Below are 19,843 nucleotides of genomic sequence, written 5' to 3'. Positions count from 1 at the left end.
CTTTGATATTATTGGCCTAAAGTCTAGCCGATGTCACTCGACTCAGCTGACTCAATCACAGGCAATAGTGTAAGGCTTGTCGGAGATTTTTGTTCAGCAATGACATGATACGAGGTCTAGCATCTTAGCAAATAGAGTCATTATTCTAATAAAAACTGGAGCCAATTGCCCCGATCTAACAACATCATGAATGTTAATGATTACCTCATCAATTTCTACTGCAAGCCCAAAGTATTAAACGTTGATAAGCGCCACAGGATACTGTGCGACAAGGCTATCAGCCGTCACCAAGGTAACACCCTCTACCAACGTTTGTGATAACAGCATACGATCAAATGGGTCTTTATGAAGGTCTGGCAGAGTTTCAACACTAATCGCGTGTTTGCTGTTGATCATAATTTCTTCAAATCCGTTATCCAGCAGGCTGCGTCTTAATACGGCCAGATCAACTTTAAAATCAGCACGCCCCAGTTTGTTTTTGATGGCGATTTCCCACAGGCTAGCGCTGCTGAAATACAGTTGGTTTTCCGGGTTTTCAATCAGGGATTTTGCGTTACTTGAAAGCTGATCCGACCCTGCTGCTGCCCACAGCAGAATATGGGTGTCCAACAATAGCCGCATATTATTCCACCCCAAACAGGTTGGCGATTTCGGCGGCACCCATGACGTCAAAATCCTCTGGCACCTGGATTTGGTCTTTCATAAAACCGATGCGTTTGGGCGCAGATGCCTCTTGAGCCTCTAGTCTAGTTACTTTTACCAGAGGCTTACCTGCCTTGGCGATAATGAAAGACTCTCCATTCACAGCTTGGTCCACCAATTTGGAAAGCTGTGTTTTTGCTTCGTGTATGTTGATAATTTGCATGAGACGCTCATTAAACTAAGTTTAGTTGGTTTAGTTTAAACCTCGGATTGTTTTGCGTAAAGATTTTTTTAAACCATGACAGGTTACAGGCCTGTGGAACAACCCAGCATTTATGTTCGGTCGAGTAAAAGCAAAGGGGGCTCGTTTGATTGTGTACTATCTGCTTTAAACAATAAAAAAGCCAAGCTAGTGAACACTATCTTGGCTTTGTTTTTTTACTTGTGGTGCGCCCGGCGAGATTCGAACTCACGACCCTTGGCTTCGGAAACCAATACTCTATCCAGCTGAGCTACGGGCGCAATGGCGCGATTATAGCAAAGTTTCGGAGGCTTTCTTTGCTGATTGCCGGGGCTGGCTTGAGTATTTTTTGCGTGGTGGCTGGCATGGCATGGGCTGGTATGGTTTTTTTTAATGTTCTAGTGCGGACTAGGCCATGTCAATTGCCTGTCATATCGCTTTTGTATGCTCTTGTGAATAAATGGATATCAATAAATTCACACGAGAGGTTTGCAATGAAAAAACTGTTTTATATGACCAGTCTGGCGTTGTTGAGCATGTCTGCGGCACAGGCGGCCACTTCATCTGTTACGTTTTCAAAAATGTGGACTTACGACCATGCCAGCACAGGCGTGAGTGGGTTGTTGTCGGAGATTCCTGCGTATGATCAGCTGACCAATACGTTGTGGGTGGCCGGGGTGACGGGCGTGGATGTGCTGAACGCAACATCCGGTTCATTGGTGCAGCATATTGATACGCGCAGCTATGGCAGCATTAATAGCGTAACGGTTAAAAATGGTGTGGCGGCGTTTGCGATTGAAAACAGTGTGCGCACCAATGCGGGTGTGGTGACCTTGTTTGATACTTCTACACGCAGTTTGCTGGCGGGGACTAACACGATTGCGGTGGGGGCTTTGCCGGACATGCTTACGTTTACGCCGGATGGTTCTAAATTGCTGGTGGCCAATGAGGGCACGCCGAGTGTGTATGGCAGCAAAGTGGGTAACACGGTGCCTGCCAATTACGGCGCTTCTGCCAGTGACCCGGTGGGCAGTGTGACGGTGATTGATATGACCACCAGAGCCGTGGCAGCCACGGCCACCTTGGGCGGCGTTGCGACGACAGGGACGCATATCCGCACCAATACCGGCATGGATTTTGAGCCAGAGTATATTGCGGTGAGCGCAGATGGCAGCAAGGCCTATGTGACGTTGCAGGAGGCTAATGCGATTGGTATTCTGGATTTGAATACCAATACTTTCCAGTCAGTGGTCGGCTTGGGTGCCAAAGATTTCAGTGCGCCGGGTAACCAGATTGATCCAAGTGACCGTGGCGGCATCAACTTTGTCAGCCCTAACGTCAAAGGCTTGTATATGCCTGATGGCATCGCGACTTACCAGTCTGCTGGCAGCACTTATTTGGTGATGGCGAACGAGGGGGATTACCGTGAGGATGATGCGGATAAAGCCCGTGCTTCCAGTTTGGGCGTGTCGGGCGATGCGGCACGCTTGCAAATTTCAACCACCGATTCAACCGCGGGAGATTTGTATGTGGCGGGTGCCCGTTCGTTCAGCATTCGTGATGCAGCAGGTGCGCTGGTGTACGACAGTGGCGATATTCTGGATAAAGAGGCAGCCTTGCGTGGCATTTATGATGATGGCCGCAGCGATGATAAGGGCGTGGAGCCTGAAGGTGTTGCACTGTTTCAACTGGGCGGTATGACGATTGCTGCGATTGGGCTGGAGCGCACTACGCAGGCGGCGATTGCCTTGTTTGATATCACTGACCCTAACAAAGTCAGCTTTCTGGATATGATCGTCTCAGCGGGCGATATTTCACCGGAAGGGCTGGTCTCGTTTACAGCAGCGGGTAAAACCTATCTGGCGTTTGCTAACGAGGTTTCCGGCACGACTTCGGTGTATCAGGTGGCGGCAGTGCCTGAGCCTGAGCAGGCGGCGTTGTGGCTGGCAGGCTTGCTGGCACTGGTGCAGGCCAAGCGTAAAAAGCGCGCTTAAGCTACGCACATTGCTGTAAAGCACATGGTACAAACCCCATGCCACTGGCATGGGGTTTGTTGCCTTTTGGGGCGGTGCAGCTTGGCGCGACAAAGGCTAGCCGCGGCAAGCCGCTGTAGGCTATAATCCATGTTGTTTTTAATAACGGATTAGGGATTTGAAAATGGCAGACCAGGGTAACAGTTCGTCCAGCTTCAAAGAGTTGATGATCGTCATTCCAGGGGCGATTCTTGGCTTTACATTGCTGGTTTCAGTATTGGCGTATTTCTTTGGTGTGATTGGCGGCGAGAAACAGGAGCCATCCAAAGAAGTGGTGGCCGCAGCAGAGCAAAAGATTGAAGCGAATATTCAGCCGGTGGCTACTGTTGAGGTGGCTGAAGCTTCAGGCGCACACGTTGAAAAAAGTGGTGAAGAAATCGTCAAAGGCGTGTGTATTGCCTGTCACGGTGTGGGCGCGTTGGGTGCACCAAAACTCGGGGTGGCCAGCGATTGGGCACCACGTATTTCGCAAGGCTATGAAACATTGGTCAAGCATGCGATTGAGGGGATCCGCAGCATGCCGGCACGGGGTGGTAATGCCGAGCTGAGCGATCACGAAGTGGCAGATGCCGTGGCTTATATGGCTAACCAGGCCGGGGCCAAATTTGATGCTGCCAGTTTAAAGAAATAATGGTTGCACAATCAATCAAGCCGCTTGTTGCAAGCGGCTTTTTTGTTTCTAATGCAGCATGATGCTGCAAACAAGGGATGGATATGGCGAGATATGCCATTGGTGATATTCAGGGCTGTTATCACTCGCTGATGCAGTTGCTCGACAAGCTTGGCTTTGCGCCAGGCCGCGATCAGTTGTGGCTGGTGGGCGATATTATCAACCGTGGCACGGGTTCGCTGGCCGTGCTGCGCTGGTGTTATGCGCACAGGCAAAGTATCCGCATGGTGCTGGGTAACCACGATTTGCATGCGATTGCCGTGGCGCACGGCGTGCGGCGGCCACATCGTTTTGATACCCTGCACGAGATTTTTGAGGCGCCCGATGGCGGTGAGTTGCTGCACTGGCTGCGGCAACAGCCGCTGATGGTACTTGAAGAGGGGTATGCCATGCTGCATGCAGGGCTGTATCCACAATGGACAGTGCCACAAGCCAAGGCTTTGGCTGAAGAGGTGGAGGCCGTGTTGCAGGCGCCGGATTACGCCCACTTTTTGCATGATATGTATGGGAATACCCCGGCGGCATGGTCTGATGGATTGACTGGAATTGACCGCTGGCGTGCCATTACCAATGCGTTTACCCGCATGCGTTTGTGCGATGCACAGGGGGCAATGGAGTTTGCGTTCAAGGGTGAGGTGCAGGCTATTCCTGCCGGGTATTACCCATGGTTTCAGGCGCCAGATCGCCAGTCTGTTGGGCAGCAAACCCTCTTGTTCGGGCACTGGTCCGCCCTGGGCCTGCATCAGGGCGATGGCGTGATTGCGCTGGATACAGGTTGTCTGTGGGGACGCCAACTCACAGCCTGTCAACTGGAAACCGGCCATTTCATCCAGGTTGACTTGGACCCGCGTGACCGTCCGCCCGGCATGGCGGGCGATTAAATGCCTGGATATCTGCCATGAGTCTCGATCTGGGCATGGTGACCGCGGCCGCCTTTTTTGCCGGGGTGGTCGATGCAATTGTGGGGGGTGGCGGTTTGATCACTGTGCCTGCACTATTTACCACATACCCCAATATGTCCCCCGCCTTGTTGCTGGGCACTAACAAGTGCTCCAGCGTGTTTGGCACCAGTGTGGCTGCATTGAATTATGCCCGGCGGGTAACGCTGGACTGGCGCTGGCTATGGCCTGCCACCGTGGCGGCGTTTGCGGGTGCTTTGCTCGGCGCGTGGACGCTGACACACATGGACCCGCGCCTGTTGCGCCAGCTGTTGCCGGGTATTTTGTGTGCTGTGCTGGTTTATACCCTGTGTAATCCACGGCTGGGTTTAACCCATGCACCGCGGCAGAATGTCCGTCACACCTTGCTGATTACGCTGGTGGTGGGGCTGTTGATTGGCTGGTATGACGGATTTTTTGGCCCAGGCACGGGCAGTTTTTTTATTTTTCTCCTGGTGCGGCTGGTGGGGCTGGATTTTTTACATGCCTCGGCCTATGCCAAAGTGCTGAATGTGGCCACCAATCTGGCGGCCTTGTTATTACTGGCGTCAGTAGGGCAGGTCTGGTGGCTGGCAGGCCTGCTGATGGCGGCTGCCAATGTTGCAGGGAGCTTGTGCGGCACCCACCTGGCAATCCGGCATGGCGCCGGGCTGGTGCGCAAGCTCTTCATACTGGTGGTATTGGCGCTGATTCTTAAAACTGGCTGGCCACTGATGGCTGGGTTGTGACAGGCGCTACCGCAAAAGCCTGTAATTGCGCTGAAATTTTTGCGTGTATTTCTTTGGCCAGTTGCTGCCGGGTTTTGCCGAGGCTGGCAACCGGGGTACAAAAATGCACATGGATCACCGGTTGCTGCATGTGCAGGAAGGTATTCATCGAGTCGATCAGGGTGGTATCCCCTGCGTAGGCAGCATCCATGTTAATGCTGCCATCTGGCAGAGGATAGCGGATGACCATCGGGATAATCGGGGCTTCCGCCTGCACTGCCGCCTGAATCAGGCTGCTTTTAAACGGGAGGACGCTGAGGCCTTCTGTCGTGGTGCCTTCGGGAAACACGCACAGATTGTCATTCAGCTTGAGGGCATGGCTGGCAATATTGACCACGCGCGCGGCGTCGCGGTTGCGTGTGCGGTTAATAAAAATCGTCCCGCATTTTCTCACCAGGTAGCCGAATACCGGCCAGCTTTTGATTTCGACTTTTGCCACAAAGCGCACCGGGATAATGCTGTTGATGGCATGAATGTCTGACCAGGAAACATGGTTGCCAACCAGCATGGTGCCATGTGTGCGAATATCCGGCACTGTGCCGGTAGTGATGACACGCATATTAAAACAATGCAGCAGGCGCTTGCACCACCATTGGATGAGGCCCAGCCGCATCCAGCGGTTACACACAGGTAGTACCAGCGCTGCCAAGGCGAGGCCGGAGAAGGTGTGCATGACGATGCGGGCGATACGCCACCCGCGGACTAAAGAATGTGTTGACTGCAAATTATTTTAAGAAATGCGCTGCATATCTGGGGTTGATGCGTGATAACGGTAACAATACCAGCATATCGGCTGTATTAAAAGCCGGATCCCAAGCGGGTTCGCCGCAAATATAGGCGCCCAGGCGCAAATACCCTTTGATCAGTGGCGGGCAGGTGACCGGCAATGATTGATTCAGTGCTTCAATAGGTAGGGCGTGGTGCGGGAACACGCGATATTCGGCAGGCGAGAGATGGTCATCACGCAAACTGTTGAACAGCGAGGCGGCAAAATGCCCGCCATCGTGCATGGAAACACTGGCGCAGCCAATCATGTATTCATACTGCCGCGCCATCATGTATTTGGCCAGCCCCGCCCAGAGCAGGGTAATGGTGCCGCCAGTGCGGTAGTCAGCATGTACGCAGGCGCGGCCTACTTCTACCGTACGGTCACTTAATGGGGCCAGGCGGCTCAAATCAAATTCACCTGCCGAGTAATAGCCTCCTGCCAGCATGGCTTGCATGGGGTTGAGGATGCGATAAGTGCCGACCACTTGCTGCGTGGCTTCGTCACGCACCAGTAAATGATCGCAGTAGGCATCAAAGCCGTCCACATCCAGACCTTGGTGGCCTTTGATCTGCGCACCCATTTCCTCGGCAAATACCTGGTAGCGCAAGCGCTGTGCTTCAGCCACTTCTTCGGCGCAGCTTGCCAGCGATACCACCAGGGAGGATTGTTTCTTCTGCCGCCCGTGAATGTCATTCGATAAATCGATCTGGCTTGGCAGGTCAGCATGGCTTGCGTCAACGTGCTGAAGTTTTGAGTCTAACATCGCGCTTCTCCTTCAATATTTAGCGAAATGATAGGGCGGCTCTATGAATGATTGTTGACGGCTGTGTGACAGTTATATGAAGCCGAAAAACAAAACAGGGCGACACTGTCGCCCTGTTTTAAAGGTGTGGATGCTTGCAGAACGGTGTTTAGTGAGACACGCGTGAGGTGCCGCCATTTTCGACAATACGTACACGTTCACCCGCTTTAAATTCCTCGTCAGCCTCTTGCACAATGGCTACCAAGCCGCCACCATCGAGTTTGACGGTGATTTCGTAGGCGTTTTTACGCGTGACTGCCTCTTCTGCGGCCGATCCTGCCAAACCGCCAGCGACGGCGCCTATCACTGCAGCAATCGCGCTACCGCGGCCACCGCCAATCGAGCTACCCGCAATGCCGCCAACAGCACCGCCGGCAATCGTCCCTACAGGAGACTTGGTGCCTTCGAGCTTGACGCTGCGTACACTTTCCACCACGCCGGTTTTAACCGTTTGCGCACGTCGGGCTTCATCCCTTGAGTACACGCTACCAGAGTTTGAACTGGCGCAGGCAGCCAACACACCCACCATGACCGAGACTGCTACCCACTGCAATACACGTACTTTCATATTTTTCTCCTTACTATCGTTACACCTATACTGACATACCCAAACTCGGGTCTTCCTTGATCGCATCTTGTACCAGCGCGTGGCTGTAAATGTGTTCAATCTGTTCACGGTTGGGCTGATGGTTCTGGCCACCGCGGCTGCCTATTTTAATCGCACCCATTGTGGAGGCCAGTCGTCCGCACGCTTTCCAGTCCCAGCCACGTGCAATGCCGTACAGTAATCCGGCGCGGTAAGCATCGCCGCACCCGGTTGGATCGACAATTTCCTCTGCTTTAACGCATGGAATGTCGTGGCGTTGACCCTCTGCATAGATTTGTGAGCCTTCACCACCCAGTGTCACAATCAATGCTTTCACCTTGGCCGCAAGTTGTTCCAGCGTCAGCCCTGTTTTATCTTGGATAATCTGCGACTCATAATCGTTCACTGCCAGATAGTCGGCCATCTCAATAAAGTGCATCAGCTCTTCACCGTTGAACATGGGCAAGCCCTGGCCCGGGTCAAACATAAACGGAATGCCTGCTTCAAAGCATTCACGGGCATGCTGGAACATGGCGTCACGACCATCCGGTGCAATAATGGCCAGCACAATGTCTTTGGCATCCTTCACGCTGTTGGCATGGGCGTGCTGCATGGCACCCGGGTGAAAGGCGGTGATCTGGTTGTCATCCTGGTCGGTGGTGATAAACGCCTGTGCGGTAAAGCTGCCCTTGATTTGTTGGATGTGATTGCGGTCGATGGCGTGCTGATCCAGCCAGGCCTCATAAGGCGAAAAATCGTCGCCCACGGTCGCCATGATGCGCGGGTTGCCTTCAAGCAGTTGCAAGTTATAGGCAATATTGCCCGCAGTGCCGCCAAACTCCCTGCGCATTTCGGGGACCAGAAATGCCACGCTCAGTTTATGGATTTTGTCCGCAAGAATATGGTTTTTAAACTGGTCTGGAAACACCATGATGGTGTCGTAGGCCAGGGAGCCGCAAATCAGGATATTCATTCAGTGTTAAGTCTAGTCAAAAAAGAATCAACTATTATTGCTGTGCCAGCGCGGGCTGGCAAGTTAAATATCGGGCTAAAGCCAGCGGCAGCGCGCCCGACGGCGATGTGAAGGGTCAAGATTGCTTGAGTGCCAGATCAATCAGCGTTTTAGCCGCTTTTTTTGCCGACTTGATTGCGCCTGAGCCGCGCTTGATTTGTTCGGCCTGCACTGCGCCTTCAAACAGGATGGAGAGTTGCAGTGCGAGGCCGTCGGCATCCTTGATGTTGGCTTCTTGTGCTAGCCGGGTAATAAACTGACGGAATTCGCGAGATTGCTGCGACGACAACTGGTGGATACGATTTTCTTCATTGGGAAATTCGGCAGAGGCTTTAATAAAGGCTACGCCAACAAAGGTGGGTGAAGTGACCCACTCTTCAATAAAGTCGAACAGTTTTTGGATTTTTTCGTCCGGTTTGTCACCGAGGCCGCCCAGCTTGTCATTCATCCAGCTCTGAAAGTCCTGATGACTTTGCTGCAACACGGCCAGGATCAATTCTTCTTTGGTTGAAAAATATTTGTACAGCGTCATTTTTGTGGTGCCAGCGACAGCCACAATCGTATCCACCCCGGTGGAATTGATGCCACGGGTCTGAAACAGGTCAGTCGACACCTGCAGAATTTTTTGCTTTAACGCATTCATAAAATAATTATAGCACTCTATACCGTCTTGTATACTGCCTTGGGGATGTATTAGGAATTAATCCTATTGATTGACTTTGGTTATCGTGTTAAATATACTATACCGTATAGTATATTTTCGTGTACGAAGCGTTATTTAACCAAGGAGAAAATCATGACTAAAATGAAATCTGTATTGTTCACAACCTTGCTGGCTGGTTTTGCTTCCGCAGCATTAGCGGCTGAGCCATTATTTGTGGTCAAGTCAGTAGAATTGAATCAGCCGGTAGAGGTGGTCTGGGAGAAAGTTTCAAACTTTGGTGATCTGGGTGCATGGCATCCGGCCGTTGCCAAGACAGAGATCGTTTCTGGTCAGGCAAGTAAAGCGGGTGCCAAGCGCGTATTGACCTTGCAGGATGGCGGAAAAATTAACGAAACTTTGACTGCGTACAATCCAAAAGGCAAAACCTATGCCTATAAGATTACTGATGGTGTATTGCCGGTGAGTGAGTATGCATCTACGTTGAGCGTACACAGCAACGGCGCTGGCAAATCAGTGGTTGTATGGGAAAGTCACTTTTTGCCGAAAGCGCCTGCGGATGAAAAAACGGCTTCCGATACCATCAAGGGTGTTTATGACGGTGGCTTGAATCAGTTGAAAAAAATCTTCCCATAACATTTCAAGCGTATTTAATCTCGAATAGTGGGCGAAGGAGGGGTGCCATTACCTGCATGCAGGTAATGGCATTTTTATTTGGAGTTGGCCATCAGTTTGGGTGTGTAGTTGCACTGCACCTGATCAAGTAACTGATTCACCAGAATCTGTTCTTCACGATTCCCTGTCACATGGCCGTTGATCACATTTTCAATGTAAACACTTTTGAGTCGTTCGGGCAGTTGAATGGCTTCTATCAGTCTGCAATCACCATGTTTCATTGTTTCCAGTCGACTATATATGGCAGCAGTTTCAGCCGGACTGGCTTCTTGTGATAGTGGGCGAGGTGGAGGTTCATGTGTGACAGTGGCAACCGTTGTTGGTGCGCTGTCGAACTGCATATGCCAGAAGTATCCGCTGGAGATGCCCAGAACCAGCGTCAGTGCAACCACGCTGTAGTTGCGCACAGCCAGCCAGTCAATCTCACGTTGCGTCTGTTCATTAATTAACGCCTGTGCCGCCTGTTGCGCGTGCAGCAGTGCGGTTGAATCCGGGTGCAGTTGTTTTTCGCGACAGGCACTCACTGCCATAAAATACAGTTGATTGGCCAGCATTTCGGGCAGGCGCGCACCCGCCAGTTGCGACTGGATGGTGAGGTAGGCTTGCAAGCGATAGGCTTGCTGGTCGTTATTTCGCGAGTCGGACTGGATTGCGAGCGGACTGGAAAGCAGATCGTCGAGAATGTTAAACAATCCCAGCAGTTTCTGTTTGGGGCGTTTGCCGGATTTATCCAGCATCCGAATCAGCCAGTCAGATTGCAGCAGGTGATCTGACATGATTAAAACGGTTTAACCACGACCAGAATGACCACTGCAAACAGCACCAATACCGGCACCTCGTTAAACCAGCGATACCAGATATGCGAGTGCCTGTTTTGCCCTGCAATAAACTGCTTGAGCAGCCTGCCGCAATAATGGTGATACGCCACCAGCAGGGCGACCAGTGTCAGTTTGGCATGCATCCAGCCGCCGCTGATGCCGTATCCTTGCCAGAGCCAGATGCCAAAAATAAGCGCCAGTACTGCCAGTGGCAGCATGAATCGGAAGAGTTTTTGTGCCATCAGGATCAGTCTGGCATAGGCGGCAGGCTCCTGCTCCATGGCAAGGTTGACGAAAATGCGTGGCAAGTAGAACAAGCCGGCAAACCAACTGATCACAAAAACGATATGGAGAGCTTTGATCCAGTACATATTCAACGGCTTTCTTGTAGATAGTGTGTCGGTGGATCAGTGCTGCTGTTGGGCAATCAGGCTGCGCAGCTGCGCAAAGTCAAGTTCGCCGATCACTTTTTGCAGGCGGTTGCCTTTTGCATCAAACACAAACGAGGTGGGTGTTAAATTGACATTACCGAAAGCTTGCACCATCTCGCCGTAGCCATCATGCATGACGGTGAACGGCAAGGCTTTTTGTTTGCTGTAATTCAGCACCTGGGCGGGTGGGTCGTAAGGCATGGCAACAGCGATGACTTCAAAGTTTTTGTTTTTGTACTGGTTGTAGGTTTCTATCAGTGCCGGCATCTCCTTGATGCAGCCCGGGCAGTCAGTAGCCCAGAAGTTAACGAGCACGGTTTTACCGCGCAAATCCTGCATGCTAATTTTTTTGCCATCCAGTGTGGTGAATACCACATCAGGCGCTTGTGGCTTTTGCATGACGGCAAATGCCAATCCGGCAAGCAGAGCCAGCGCCACGCATGGCACTGCCCATTTTTTCATTGAAAATTTGTTTGGCATGGTGACGTATAACCTTAAAAACCCTAGTACGTTTAACGTGTTTGTGACATATTCAGCGTGGTATAATTGACTTTTGATTTTGATAAATTATCAATGAACGCACCTGTTAACGCAGATTTGTTGAAGCACAATTCTACTCCTCTCACGCGTTTGCGCGAAATCCCGTACAACTATACCTCCTTTTCTGACCGCGAAATCGTGATTCGGTTTCTGGGTGAGGATATTTGGGATGTTCTCAACACACTGCGCGCCGAGCGTAAAACTGGCCGCAGCGCCCGTATGTTATTTGAGGTGCTGGGCGATTTATGGGTGGTGTCACGTAATCCTTACCTGCAAGACGATCTGCTGGAAAATCCCAAACGCCGTAAAGCATTAATCGAGGCTTTGTACCACCGTATTTCTGCGATTGATGAGCGTAGTGCCGGCAATGAGAAAGTGCAAAAGCTGGTGACTGCCGCAACCCGTGCAGTTGAGAAATTTGCAGATGACTTTAAACAAACGGCTGATCTGCGTAAAAAAGCCTTGGCTAAACTAACTAAATTTACGCGAAAAGATAACGTGCAGTTTGATGGATTGGCGCGTGTTTCTCACGTCACTGACGCGACCGACTGGCGCGTAGAGTATCCGTTTGTGGTGATTAATCCGGATACTGAAGCCGAAATCTCCTATCTGGTCCGCACCTGTATCGAACTCGGCCTGACGGTGATCCCGCGGGGAGGCGGTACCGGTTACACCGGGGGTGCCGTACCATTGACGCCGTTGTCTGCGGTGATCAATACCGAAAAGCTGGACCAGCATACCGGTGTGCAAATGCGCACCTTGCCAGGCGTCGCGCGTCAGGTGGCTACCATTGAATGTGGTGCCGGTGTGGTGACGCGCCGCGCCATGGATGCAGCGACCGAAGCCGGACTCGAGTTTGCGTGCGACCCAACCTCTGCCGATGCCTGCTGTATCGGCGGTAACGTGGCGATGAACGCTGGCGGTAAAAAGGCCGTGCTCTGGGGTACGGCGCTGGATAACCTCGCCTCATGGCGCATGGTGACACCAGATGCGACCTGGCTGGAAGTGGAACGGCTGGACCACAACCTGGGCAAAATTCATGACATTGAAATGGCGCGCTTTAAAATCAGCCGTTATGACATTGACCATAAAAATCTGCTGGATGAGCCAGAGATTTTAGAAATCCCCGGCCCAAGCTTCCGTAAAGTCGGCTTGGGTAAAGATGTGACAGACAAATTTCTGTCTGGCTTACCTGGCATTCAAAAAGAAGGCTGCGATGGCCTGATTACTTCGGCCACTTTTATTCTGCACCGCATGCCCAAGCATGTGCGTACCATTGCGCTGGAGTTTTTTGGCAATGTGTCGCATGCAGTGCCTGCGATTGTCGAAATCAAGGATTACCTTGATGCAACCGCCAAGCAAGACCCTGCCGTGATTATGGCGGGTCTGGAGCACATGGACGAGCGCTACATCAAGGCGGTTGGCTATGCGACCAAAGCTGCGCGCCAGCAACGTCCGAAAATGGTCTTGTTGTGTGACATTGCTTCGGATGACGAAAATGCCGTGGGTGAAGTCGCCTCTGCAGTGGTGCGCATGTGTAATGCCCGCGATGGCGAAGGCTTTATTGCAGTCTCTGCCGAGGCGCGTAAAAAATTCTGGCTGGACCGCTCACGTACAGCGGCCATTGCCCGCCATACCAACGCCTTTAAAATCAACGAAGATGTGGTGATTCCACTGCCACGTCTGGGTGAATATTCAGACGGCATCGAACGCATCAATATCGAGCTTTCCATACAGAACAAGCTGCGCCTGGTGGATGCGCTGGAAACTTTCATGCAGGGCGATTTGCCTTTGCAAGCGGACGAGGACGGCAATGCTGATCCGGAAGGTGTCAAATCCAAACAGAATATTGCCCTGCAATTGCTGCGCGACCTGCGGGCGAAATGGCGTTTGATTTTGAACACCCTCGACGAACCTGTCAGCGTGCTGGGTGAGATGGGTAAACCCTACGCGCGGTATGAAAATGTGTTCCGTGCCGTACAGTCTTATGATTTGCGTGTGTCCTGGAAGCGTGAACTCAAACGGCCAATGGCAGATATTTTCGCCGGTCGCGAGTTCCAGAAAATTCTCGACAAGCTGGATGAGATCCAGAAAACCGTGCTGAAAAGCCGCGTATTTATTGCGCTGCACATGCATGCCGGTGACGGTAACGTGCACACCAACATCCCGGTCAACTCCGACGATTACGGCATGATGCAAGATGCCCACGCCGCTGTGGCGCGCGTGATGGCACTGGCGCGTAGCCTGAATGGCGTGATTTCCGGCGAGCACGGCATTGGTATCACCAAAATGGAATTTTTGGACCAGGCCACCATTGACACGTTTACCGCCTACAAAAAGAAAGTGGATCCCAACGGCCACTTTAACAAAGGCAAACTGCTGGCGGGCTCAGGCCTTGAAAATGCCTATACCCCGAGCTTTGGTCTGCTGGAGCAAGAGTCCATCATCATGGAGCAATCTGCCATTGGCGAGATTGCCGATGATATTTCTGACTGCCTGCGCTGCGGCAAGTGTAAGCCGGTGTGTTCAACGCATGTGCCACGTGCCAACTTGTTATATTCACCCCGTAACAAGATTCTGGGCACCTCGCTGCTGATTGAGGCTTTTCTCTACGAAGAGCAAACGCGCCGTGGCATCTCGCTCAAGCATTTTGATGAATTCAACGATGTGGCTGACCACTGCACGGTCTGCCACCGTTGTGAAAAACCGTGCCCGGTCAATATCGACTTTGGCGATGTCTCGGTCAAAATGCGCAACTTCCTGCGTGAGCAAGGTAAAAAAACATTCAATCCGGGCACCGCAGCCGGTATGTTGTATCTGAATGCCAAAGATCCGGCCACCATCAAGTTCTTGCGCGCGACCATGATCGGCATGGGCTACAAGGCAATTAACTTTGCTAACAGTCTTGCCAAGAAGTTTGGCTTGCTCAAGGACAAGAAAGCCCCACCGGCCACGGTAGGTAAGGCAGAAATCAAGGCGCAGGTGATTCATTTCATCAATCGCCCGATGCCGAAGAAAATGCAGTCCAAAACCTCACGCGCCATGTTGGGCGTGGAAGACGACACCATGATCCCGGTGATCCGCAATCCGCAAAAGGTAACCGAAGATTCCGAGGCTGTATTCTATTTCCCGGGTTGTGGTTCCGAGCGCTTGTTCTCAAACGTTGGTCTGGCCACGCAAGCTATGCTGTATGAGGTGGGTGCAATTACCGTGCTGCCGCCAGGCTATCTGTGCTGCGGTTATCCGCAAACCGCGTCTGGCAATCATGACAAAGGTCAGGAAATCACCGCCGATAACCGCGTACTGTTCCACCGTGTGGCCAACACGCTCAACTATCTGGATATCAAAACGGTGATCGTGTCTTGCGGTACCTGTATGGATCAGTTGCAGAAATACGAGTTCGAGAAGATTTTCCCGGGTTGCCGCTTGCTCGACATCCATGAGTACCTGATGGAAAAAGACATGCGACTGCAGGGTATCACGGGGACGCGGTACATGTATCACGACCCATGTCACTCACCCATGAAGACCTATAAGCCGTTGGAAGTCACTAACAAGCTGATGGGGGCGGACGTGGCGCTGAATGACCGTTGTTGTGGTGAGTCAGGGACATTCGCAGCAGCACGTCCTGATATTGCGACGCAGGTCAAATTCCGCAAACAGGAAGAGCTTGAAAAAGGCATGGCCAAAATGGGCTTGACCGTGGGCGCGCCAGAGCAGCCAGTCAAGATATTGACTTCCTGCCCAAGCTGCCTGCAAGGCCTGTCACGCTACGGTGATGATACCGGCATTGAAGCTGACTACATTGTGGTTGAAATGGCCAAGCATTTGCTGGGTGAAAACTGGATGGAGAGCTATATCCAGAAAGCCAATAACGGTGGGATTGAAAAGGTATTGCTGTAAAAATCACAAACCCCGCCAGCGCGGGGTTTGTGATTGCATGCGCACATGTAAAGACAGACGCTTCTGCTAAGATAATATCTGTTATGGCTTGCGGGCTTTAAGGTAGACATAAATGCCCGCCCAGGTCATCACCACAAAAATCACGGCAATCACAATAAAACTCATCAAACCATAGTCTGTCGATAGCAAATCAATCAAAATTTTCATAAGGTTTCCTCCTGTAAGCGAGTCATCTGGCAAGCAACGAATCTGATGAGTATTTTGAACCCTATTACAAGCAGGGTTTTTGATGTAACGCAAAAGTGATGCAAGCGGCAAACGCTGAAATACACGGTAACTGCCACGCTTAAAACTTAGTTCAGGAAACGTGACGTATGAATATTTATCCACTGCTTAAACCGCTGCTGTTTCAATTGGATGCAGAGCAGGCGCATGACTTGACTTTACAGTCACTCAGGCGTGCTGAGAAACTTGGGCTCCTGGCGTTGGCGGCTGGTCGGTTGCCAGCACAACCGACACAAGTGATGGGGCTGACTTTTTCCAACCCGGTTGGCCTCGCCGCAGGCCTGGATAAAAATGCTGCCGTGATTGATGGCATGGCAGCGCTCGGCTTTGGTTTTATTGAAGTTGGTACTGTCACGCCACGCCCGCAGCCGGGCAACCCCAAACCACGTTTGTTCCGTTTACCCGAAGCGCAGGCCATTATCAACCGCTTTGGATTTAACAACCTCGGCGTGGATCAGCTGATCCAGAATGTCAAGGCGTCCAAGTTCAAGGGGACATTGGGCATTAACATCGGCAAGAATTTCGATACGCCAAACGAGCTGGCGGCAGAGGACTACCTGATCTGCATGCGCAAAGTGTATGCCTACGCCAGTTACATCACGGTGAATATTTCCTCGCCCAATACCAAAAACTTGCGCGCCCTGCAGGAAAAGGAAGCCCTGGCGCAACTGCTGGCAACCCTTAAAAAAGAGCAGGCCATCTTGTCACAAGTGCATGGAAAATATGTGCCGCTGGCATTGAAGATCGCCCCCGATTTAACGCCAGAACAAGTGCAGGAAATCGCTGGCTTATTGATGCAGCACCGCATCGACAGCGTGATTGCTACCAATACGACATTGGCGCGTGACGCAGTGCAAGGCTTGCCGCATGCCGAAGAAACTGGCGGCTTGTCAGGCGCGCCCGTCAAAACCGGTTCGACACGCGTCATCCAAACCCTGGCCACTTCACTGCAAGGCAGCCTGCCGATTATAGGCGTGGGTGGTATTTTGAATGGTGAGGATGCCAAAGAGAAAATGGCTGCGGGTGCCAGCTTAGTCCAATTGTATAGCGGACTCATCTATAAGGGGCCACAACTGATAAAAGACTGCCGCAAAGCCTTGCTGTAATGGCATTGCCCATTCTCTACTCTTATCGCCGCTGCCCCTACGCCATGCGTGCCCGTATGGCGATCTGGGCGGCGAATATTCAGGTCGAAGTGCGCGAGATTTTCCTGCGCGAAAAGCCTGCGCACTTGTTGCATATTTCGCCCAAAGGTACCGTACCAGTATTACAACTGCCTGATGGCACCGTGCTAGAGCAAAGCCTAGATATCATGCAATGGGCACTTACACAAAATGATCCGCAAGGTTGGCTAAATGTAGACCGTGAGGCGGTGAATCACCTGATTGCCATTAACGATGGCGAGTTTAAACAAGCGCTGGACCGCTATAAATATCCCGACCGCTATCCTGAGCATGCGCAACCCTTTTACCGTGAACAGGGCGAGCATTTTTTGCAAAGGCTGGAAGCTGCATTAAAGCAGCATGACTATTTGTTGGGTGAAACAGCTAGCATGGCTGATGTCGCAATATTTCCGTTTATCCGACAGTTTGCCGCGGTGGATGCAGCGTGGTTTGCTGGTAGCGAGTATGTGAAATTACGTGGCTGGTTAGATGGGTGGTTGGAAAGCGCGTTATTTGCACAGGTGATGCAGAAGTTTCCGACTTACACAGAGTAAGTCTTTCTGGTGAAATAATATTGTTTGTAAAGTTTCAACAGAAAGGATTGCCTATGGGCGCAACCACACAAAATACCGTCACCCAAGCCGATGAACAATCGGTGCTAACCAAAGCAGTAAGCCGCGCGGCTGAACGGTTGCAGATTTCCAAAGCCTCGTTGGCAAGCATTCTTGGTCTGAGTCCTGCCACCATCACCCGTCTGTACAGCGGTGACTATATCCTCGACCAAAAACGCAAAGAATGGGATTTTGCCTTGCTGTTTGTCCGCGCATTCCGCTCGCTGGATTCCATCGTCAACAATGACGAAACCGCCCGTGTCTGGTTAAACAATCCAAACCTCGCGCTCAATGCGCGCCCCATCGACCTGATTAAACAAACTGAAGGCCTGGTCCGTGTCGTCCAATACCTGGACACCTCACGCGGTATCGTCTGAGGCTTTTGCCTGGGCATCATTAGCCTGACGCATGGTCGAGGCGCAACATATTGCCTCCACCATGAAGCTGGTCGATACCGAAGCCGAGCAAACCTTGCTTGAAACATTGCTCGATAGCAACAAGCCGTCTTACGCCGCTAATACCCAACAACTGGACTACCTGCTCGCTACGCCATTCCGTTACCCCAGCCGCGCTGACGGCTCCCGTTTTCGCGGCCCCAATGACCCCGGCGTATTTTATGTTGCAGAAACCGTACGCACCGCCGCAGCCGAGCTAGGCTATTGGCGCTGGCGCTTTCTCATGGATGCGCCTGCACTCAGCCGCATAGAGCCAGTACCTCACACCGCCTTTCAACTGTCATTCGCCACACAAGCGATTGATTTAAGAAATTCACCGTTTAATCAAGACCCTGTATGGCAACACAAAACAAATTATCAAGCTACGCAAGCTCTAGCAGTCACAGCAAAGGATGTGAATTTAGGCGCTATTATTTACACCTCTGTGAGAGACCCGCAACCAGCGTGGTGTGTTGCGGTATTGACTCCGCAAGGGTTTAAAGAAAATGCACCTAGACCAGAAAAACAGACGTGGTGGCTGGCTGTGAATACTCAAGAAGTGATTTGGCGTAGAGACTATGAGTCGTTTACTTTTAATTCTTTATTATGGCAATGAATTTACGTGCAGTTGAGCATAAACGTATGCACGATTAAGAGGGCTTAGCTGATTTTAATTTATAGAAATGCCCATTAATCAAGTCTGATGCCTCCGTTTTGCAGATTCACCCAAGAATTGACACCATATAAAAAGAGTATAGTATATCTTTTTGTATATACTTTTGGCTTGGAAGGGGTTTGCGATGGAAGCAAAAAAAGCAAAACTATTCAAAAATGGGGCAAGCCAAGCGGTAAGGTTGCCCGCAGAATTTCGCTTTGAAGGGAATGAGGTTTACATTGCAAAAAACCACGTCACAGGGGATGTGATACTCTCTTCTCGCCCTGGCAATTACGCTTGGGGGGATTTTTTTCAGAAATTACACAGTATCAATACTACCGATGATTTTATGCAGGATAGACCCATGAACACACCACCTCAAGAGCGCCACTTATTTGATGGTGAGCTTGAATGAGTGTGTTACACATGCTCGATACCGATACGGCAAGCTATCTCATCAAAGGCAAGTCTCCACAAGTAGAAAAAAAGCTATCCCTATTAAGCCCCGCGATGGTTTGTGTTTCCGTGATCACACAGGCAGAACTCATGTACGGTTTAAAACGCCTCGCTGAAAATCATCCCTTACAAAGCACTGTCAGGCAATTTTTAACCATCGTTAGAGTTTTACCGTGGGATAGTGAGGCTGCAAATGACTATGCAGAGATCAGACATCAACTCGTCACAAGTGGTCAACCAATAGGCGAAATGGATATGATGATCGCCGCCCATTCACTCTCCGCTAACGCGGCATTAGTCACCAACAACACACGCCATTACGAAAGAATAGAGGCGCCATTAACCTTATTGAATTGGGCATAGCTAGAAAAGCGGAACCATAAATGGGATTTTGGGGGTAGGCTAAAATGATCATTTAAAATCAATCGATACTGACCCCATCGATTCTGATAGAGTTCGTACAAAGGTAATGTTCAAAAGAACAGGAAGTGTTGAAGATCATTCAGATGAAGTTGAGAACCTGAGGCCTTTGATGACTGAAATTGAATCACTTATCCAAAAGAGACTTGCATCACATGCAAGATCATTTGGAAGTTAATATTCATCTGGGAACTCATAGAACCAACTTACCGCTAGAGGTGGCCCCGTTTAGTTGGACAGAATGTTTGCTTTTTTAAGTGAAATATCTTGCGATTCTGTTTAAGCTGCCTTGGGTGTTGCGGGCAGGTGTTTAAAGTAAAACTCATCCGGC

The 19,843-nt window shown here is 51.1% G+C and carries 23 protein-coding genes and 1 tRNA gene; 12 read left to right on the top strand and 12 right to left on the bottom strand.

Annotation, left to right across the window (positions count from 1 at the left end; genetic code table 11):
- Positions 1 to 234 precede the first annotated feature (234 nt).
- The 3 genes from Q9291_RS13975 to Q9291_RS13965 form a co-directional block, all read right to left on the bottom strand.
- The gene (locus tag Q9291_RS13975) at positions 235 to 621 is read right to left on the bottom strand and encodes a type II toxin-antitoxin system VapC family toxin (RefSeq protein ID WP_306390754.1); all 387 of its coding nucleotides are present in this window, start codon (positions 619 to 621) and stop codon (positions 235 to 237) included.
- A gap of 1 nt (position 622) precedes the next feature.
- Positions 623 to 865: a type II toxin-antitoxin system Phd/YefM family antitoxin gene (locus Q9291_RS13970; RefSeq protein ID WP_306390753.1), complete on the bottom strand. Its 243-nt coding sequence runs from the start codon at positions 863 to 865 to the stop codon at positions 623 to 625.
- 222 nt (positions 866 to 1,087) lie between these two features.
- Positions 1,088 to 1,164, bottom strand: a tRNA-Arg gene (locus Q9291_RS13965).
- Between the two features lie 213 nt (positions 1,165 to 1,377).
- Between Q9291_RS13965 and Q9291_RS13960 the strand changes: the two genes are divergently transcribed.
- The 4 genes from Q9291_RS13960 to Q9291_RS13945 all read left to right on the top strand — a co-directional run bounded on the left by Q9291_RS13960 (position 1,378) and on the right by Q9291_RS13945 (position 5,252).
- Entirely contained in the window at positions 1,378 to 2,877 is a 1,500-nt protein-coding gene (locus Q9291_RS13960; protein WP_306390752.1) for a choice-of-anchor I family protein, read from the top strand.
- A gap of 163 nt (positions 2,878 to 3,040) precedes the next feature.
- Positions 3,041 to 3,547, top strand: a complete 507-nt coding sequence (locus Q9291_RS13955; protein ID WP_306390751.1) for a c-type cytochrome — start codon at positions 3,041 to 3,043, stop codon at positions 3,545 to 3,547.
- Between the two features lie 83 nt (positions 3,548 to 3,630).
- A complete protein-coding gene (locus Q9291_RS13950; protein ID WP_306390750.1) occupies positions 3,631 to 4,467 on the top strand; it encodes a symmetrical bis(5'-nucleosyl)-tetraphosphatase in 837 nt (278 codons plus the stop codon).
- 17 nt (positions 4,468 to 4,484) lie between these two features.
- Entirely contained in the window at positions 4,485 to 5,252 is a 768-nt protein-coding gene (locus Q9291_RS13945; RefSeq protein ID WP_306390749.1) for a TSUP family transporter, read from the top strand.
- Here Q9291_RS13945 and Q9291_RS13940 read toward each other — a convergent pair.
- The 5 genes from Q9291_RS13940 to Q9291_RS13920 all read right to left on the bottom strand — a co-directional run bounded on the left by Q9291_RS13940 (position 5,218) and on the right by Q9291_RS13920 (position 9,103).
- Complete coding sequence (locus tag Q9291_RS13940) at positions 5,218 to 6,015, bottom strand: lysophospholipid acyltransferase family protein (RefSeq protein ID WP_306390748.1); 798 nt, start codon at positions 6,013 to 6,015, stop codon at positions 5,218 to 5,220. The genes Q9291_RS13945 and Q9291_RS13940 overlap by 35 nt on opposite strands.
- 1 nt (position 6,016) lies before the next feature.
- The gene (locus tag Q9291_RS13935) at positions 6,017 to 6,823 is read right to left on the bottom strand and encodes a GNAT family N-acetyltransferase (RefSeq protein WP_306390747.1); all 807 of its coding nucleotides are present in this window, start codon (positions 6,821 to 6,823) and stop codon (positions 6,017 to 6,019) included.
- Between the two features lie 148 nt (positions 6,824 to 6,971).
- Positions 6,972 to 7,430: an outer membrane lipoprotein gene (locus Q9291_RS13930; protein WP_306390746.1), complete on the bottom strand. Its 459-nt coding sequence runs from the start codon at positions 7,428 to 7,430 to the stop codon at positions 6,972 to 6,974.
- A 25-nt stretch (positions 7,431 to 7,455) separates the two neighbouring features.
- A complete protein-coding gene (locus Q9291_RS13925) occupies positions 7,456 to 8,421 on the bottom strand; it encodes a carbohydrate kinase family protein (RefSeq protein WP_306390745.1) in 966 nt (321 codons plus the stop codon).
- A gap of 115 nt (positions 8,422 to 8,536) precedes the next feature.
- On the bottom strand, positions 8,537 to 9,103 hold the full coding sequence (locus tag Q9291_RS13920; RefSeq protein ID WP_306390744.1) for a TetR/AcrR family transcriptional regulator: 567 nt from the start codon (positions 9,101 to 9,103) through the stop codon (positions 8,537 to 8,539).
- Between the two features lie 153 nt (positions 9,104 to 9,256).
- Here Q9291_RS13920 and Q9291_RS13915 point away from each other — a divergent pair, with 153 nt between their 5' ends.
- Positions 9,257 to 9,757, top strand: a complete 501-nt coding sequence (locus tag Q9291_RS13915) for an SRPBCC family protein (RefSeq protein WP_306390743.1) — start codon at positions 9,257 to 9,259, stop codon at positions 9,755 to 9,757.
- Positions 9,758 to 9,831: 74 nt separating this feature from the next.
- Here the strand turns inward: Q9291_RS13915 and Q9291_RS13910 are convergent, their stop codons facing one another.
- Genes Q9291_RS13910 through Q9291_RS13900 form a run of 3 tightly spaced genes read right to left on the bottom strand, consistent with a single transcriptional unit; the run spans position 9,832 to position 11,507 of the window.
- The gene (locus Q9291_RS13910) at positions 9,832 to 10,572 is read right to left on the bottom strand and encodes a hypothetical protein (protein WP_306390742.1); all 741 of its coding nucleotides are present in this window, start codon (positions 10,570 to 10,572) and stop codon (positions 9,832 to 9,834) included.
- Between the two features lie 2 nt (positions 10,573 to 10,574).
- Complete coding sequence (locus Q9291_RS13905; protein ID WP_306390741.1) at positions 10,575 to 10,985, bottom strand: CopD family protein; 411 nt, start codon at positions 10,983 to 10,985, stop codon at positions 10,575 to 10,577.
- A 36-nt stretch (positions 10,986 to 11,021) separates the two neighbouring features.
- A complete protein-coding gene (locus Q9291_RS13900; RefSeq protein ID WP_306390740.1) occupies positions 11,022 to 11,507 on the bottom strand; it encodes a TlpA disulfide reductase family protein in 486 nt (161 codons plus the stop codon).
- Positions 11,508 to 11,618: 111 nt separating this feature from the next.
- Here Q9291_RS13900 and Q9291_RS13895 point away from each other — a divergent pair, with 111 nt between their 5' ends.
- Positions 11,619 to 15,488 carry a DUF3683 domain-containing protein gene (locus Q9291_RS13895; RefSeq protein ID WP_306390739.1) on the top strand — a complete coding sequence of 1,290 codons (3,870 nt, stop codon included), beginning with the start codon at positions 11,619 to 11,621 and terminating at the stop codon, positions 15,486 to 15,488.
- Positions 15,489 to 15,569: 81 nt separating this feature from the next.
- Here Q9291_RS13895 and Q9291_RS13890 read toward each other — a convergent pair whose 3' ends face one another.
- Positions 15,570 to 15,695, bottom strand: a complete 126-nt coding sequence (locus tag Q9291_RS13890) for a DUF3149 domain-containing protein (RefSeq protein WP_306390738.1) — start codon at positions 15,693 to 15,695, stop codon at positions 15,570 to 15,572.
- A 167-nt stretch (positions 15,696 to 15,862) separates the two neighbouring features.
- On the opposite strand from Q9291_RS13890, the gene Q9291_RS13885 reads away from it, so the two are divergent.
- The 6 genes from Q9291_RS13885 (at position 15,863) to Q9291_RS13860 (ending at position 19,455) form a co-directional block, all read left to right on the top strand.
- The gene (locus tag Q9291_RS13885) at positions 15,863 to 16,879 is read left to right on the top strand and encodes a quinone-dependent dihydroorotate dehydrogenase (protein ID WP_306390737.1); all 1,017 of its coding nucleotides are present in this window, start codon (positions 15,863 to 15,865) and stop codon (positions 16,877 to 16,879) included.
- Positions 16,879 to 17,490 carry a glutathione S-transferase gene (locus Q9291_RS13880; RefSeq protein WP_306390736.1) on the top strand — a complete coding sequence of 204 codons (612 nt, stop codon included), beginning with the start codon at positions 16,879 to 16,881 and terminating at the stop codon, positions 17,488 to 17,490. The genes Q9291_RS13885 and Q9291_RS13880 overlap by 1 nt, the downstream gene beginning before the upstream one ends.
- A gap of 53 nt (positions 17,491 to 17,543) precedes the next feature.
- A complete protein-coding gene (locus tag Q9291_RS13875; RefSeq protein WP_306390735.1) occupies positions 17,544 to 17,924 on the top strand; it encodes an antitoxin Xre-like helix-turn-helix domain-containing protein in 381 nt (126 codons plus the stop codon).
- A gap of 31 nt (positions 17,925 to 17,955) precedes the next feature.
- Entirely contained in the window at positions 17,956 to 18,597 is a 642-nt protein-coding gene (locus tag Q9291_RS13870) for an RES family NAD+ phosphorylase (protein ID WP_306390734.1), read from the top strand.
- Positions 18,598 to 18,781: 184 nt separating this feature from the next.
- Positions 18,782 to 19,051: an antitoxin gene (locus Q9291_RS13865; RefSeq protein ID WP_306390733.1), complete on the top strand. Its 270-nt coding sequence runs from the start codon at positions 18,782 to 18,784 to the stop codon at positions 19,049 to 19,051.
- Between the two features lie 11 nt (positions 19,052 to 19,062).
- Positions 19,063 to 19,455 (top strand): type II toxin-antitoxin system VapC family toxin, encoded by a 393-nt coding sequence (locus Q9291_RS13860; RefSeq protein WP_306390732.1) that lies wholly within the window; start codon positions 19,063 to 19,065, stop codon positions 19,453 to 19,455.
- Positions 19,456 to 19,843: the final 388 nt, after the last annotated feature.

Source organism: Methylophilus aquaticus (assembly GCF_030769565.1).
In the GTDB taxonomy this organism is placed as follows: domain Bacteria; phylum Pseudomonadota; class Gammaproteobacteria; order Burkholderiales; family Methylophilaceae; genus Methylophilus; species Methylophilus aquaticus.
The sequence above is the reverse complement of the archived record's forward strand: the minus strand, read 5'-3'. Positions and strand labels throughout refer to the sequence as shown.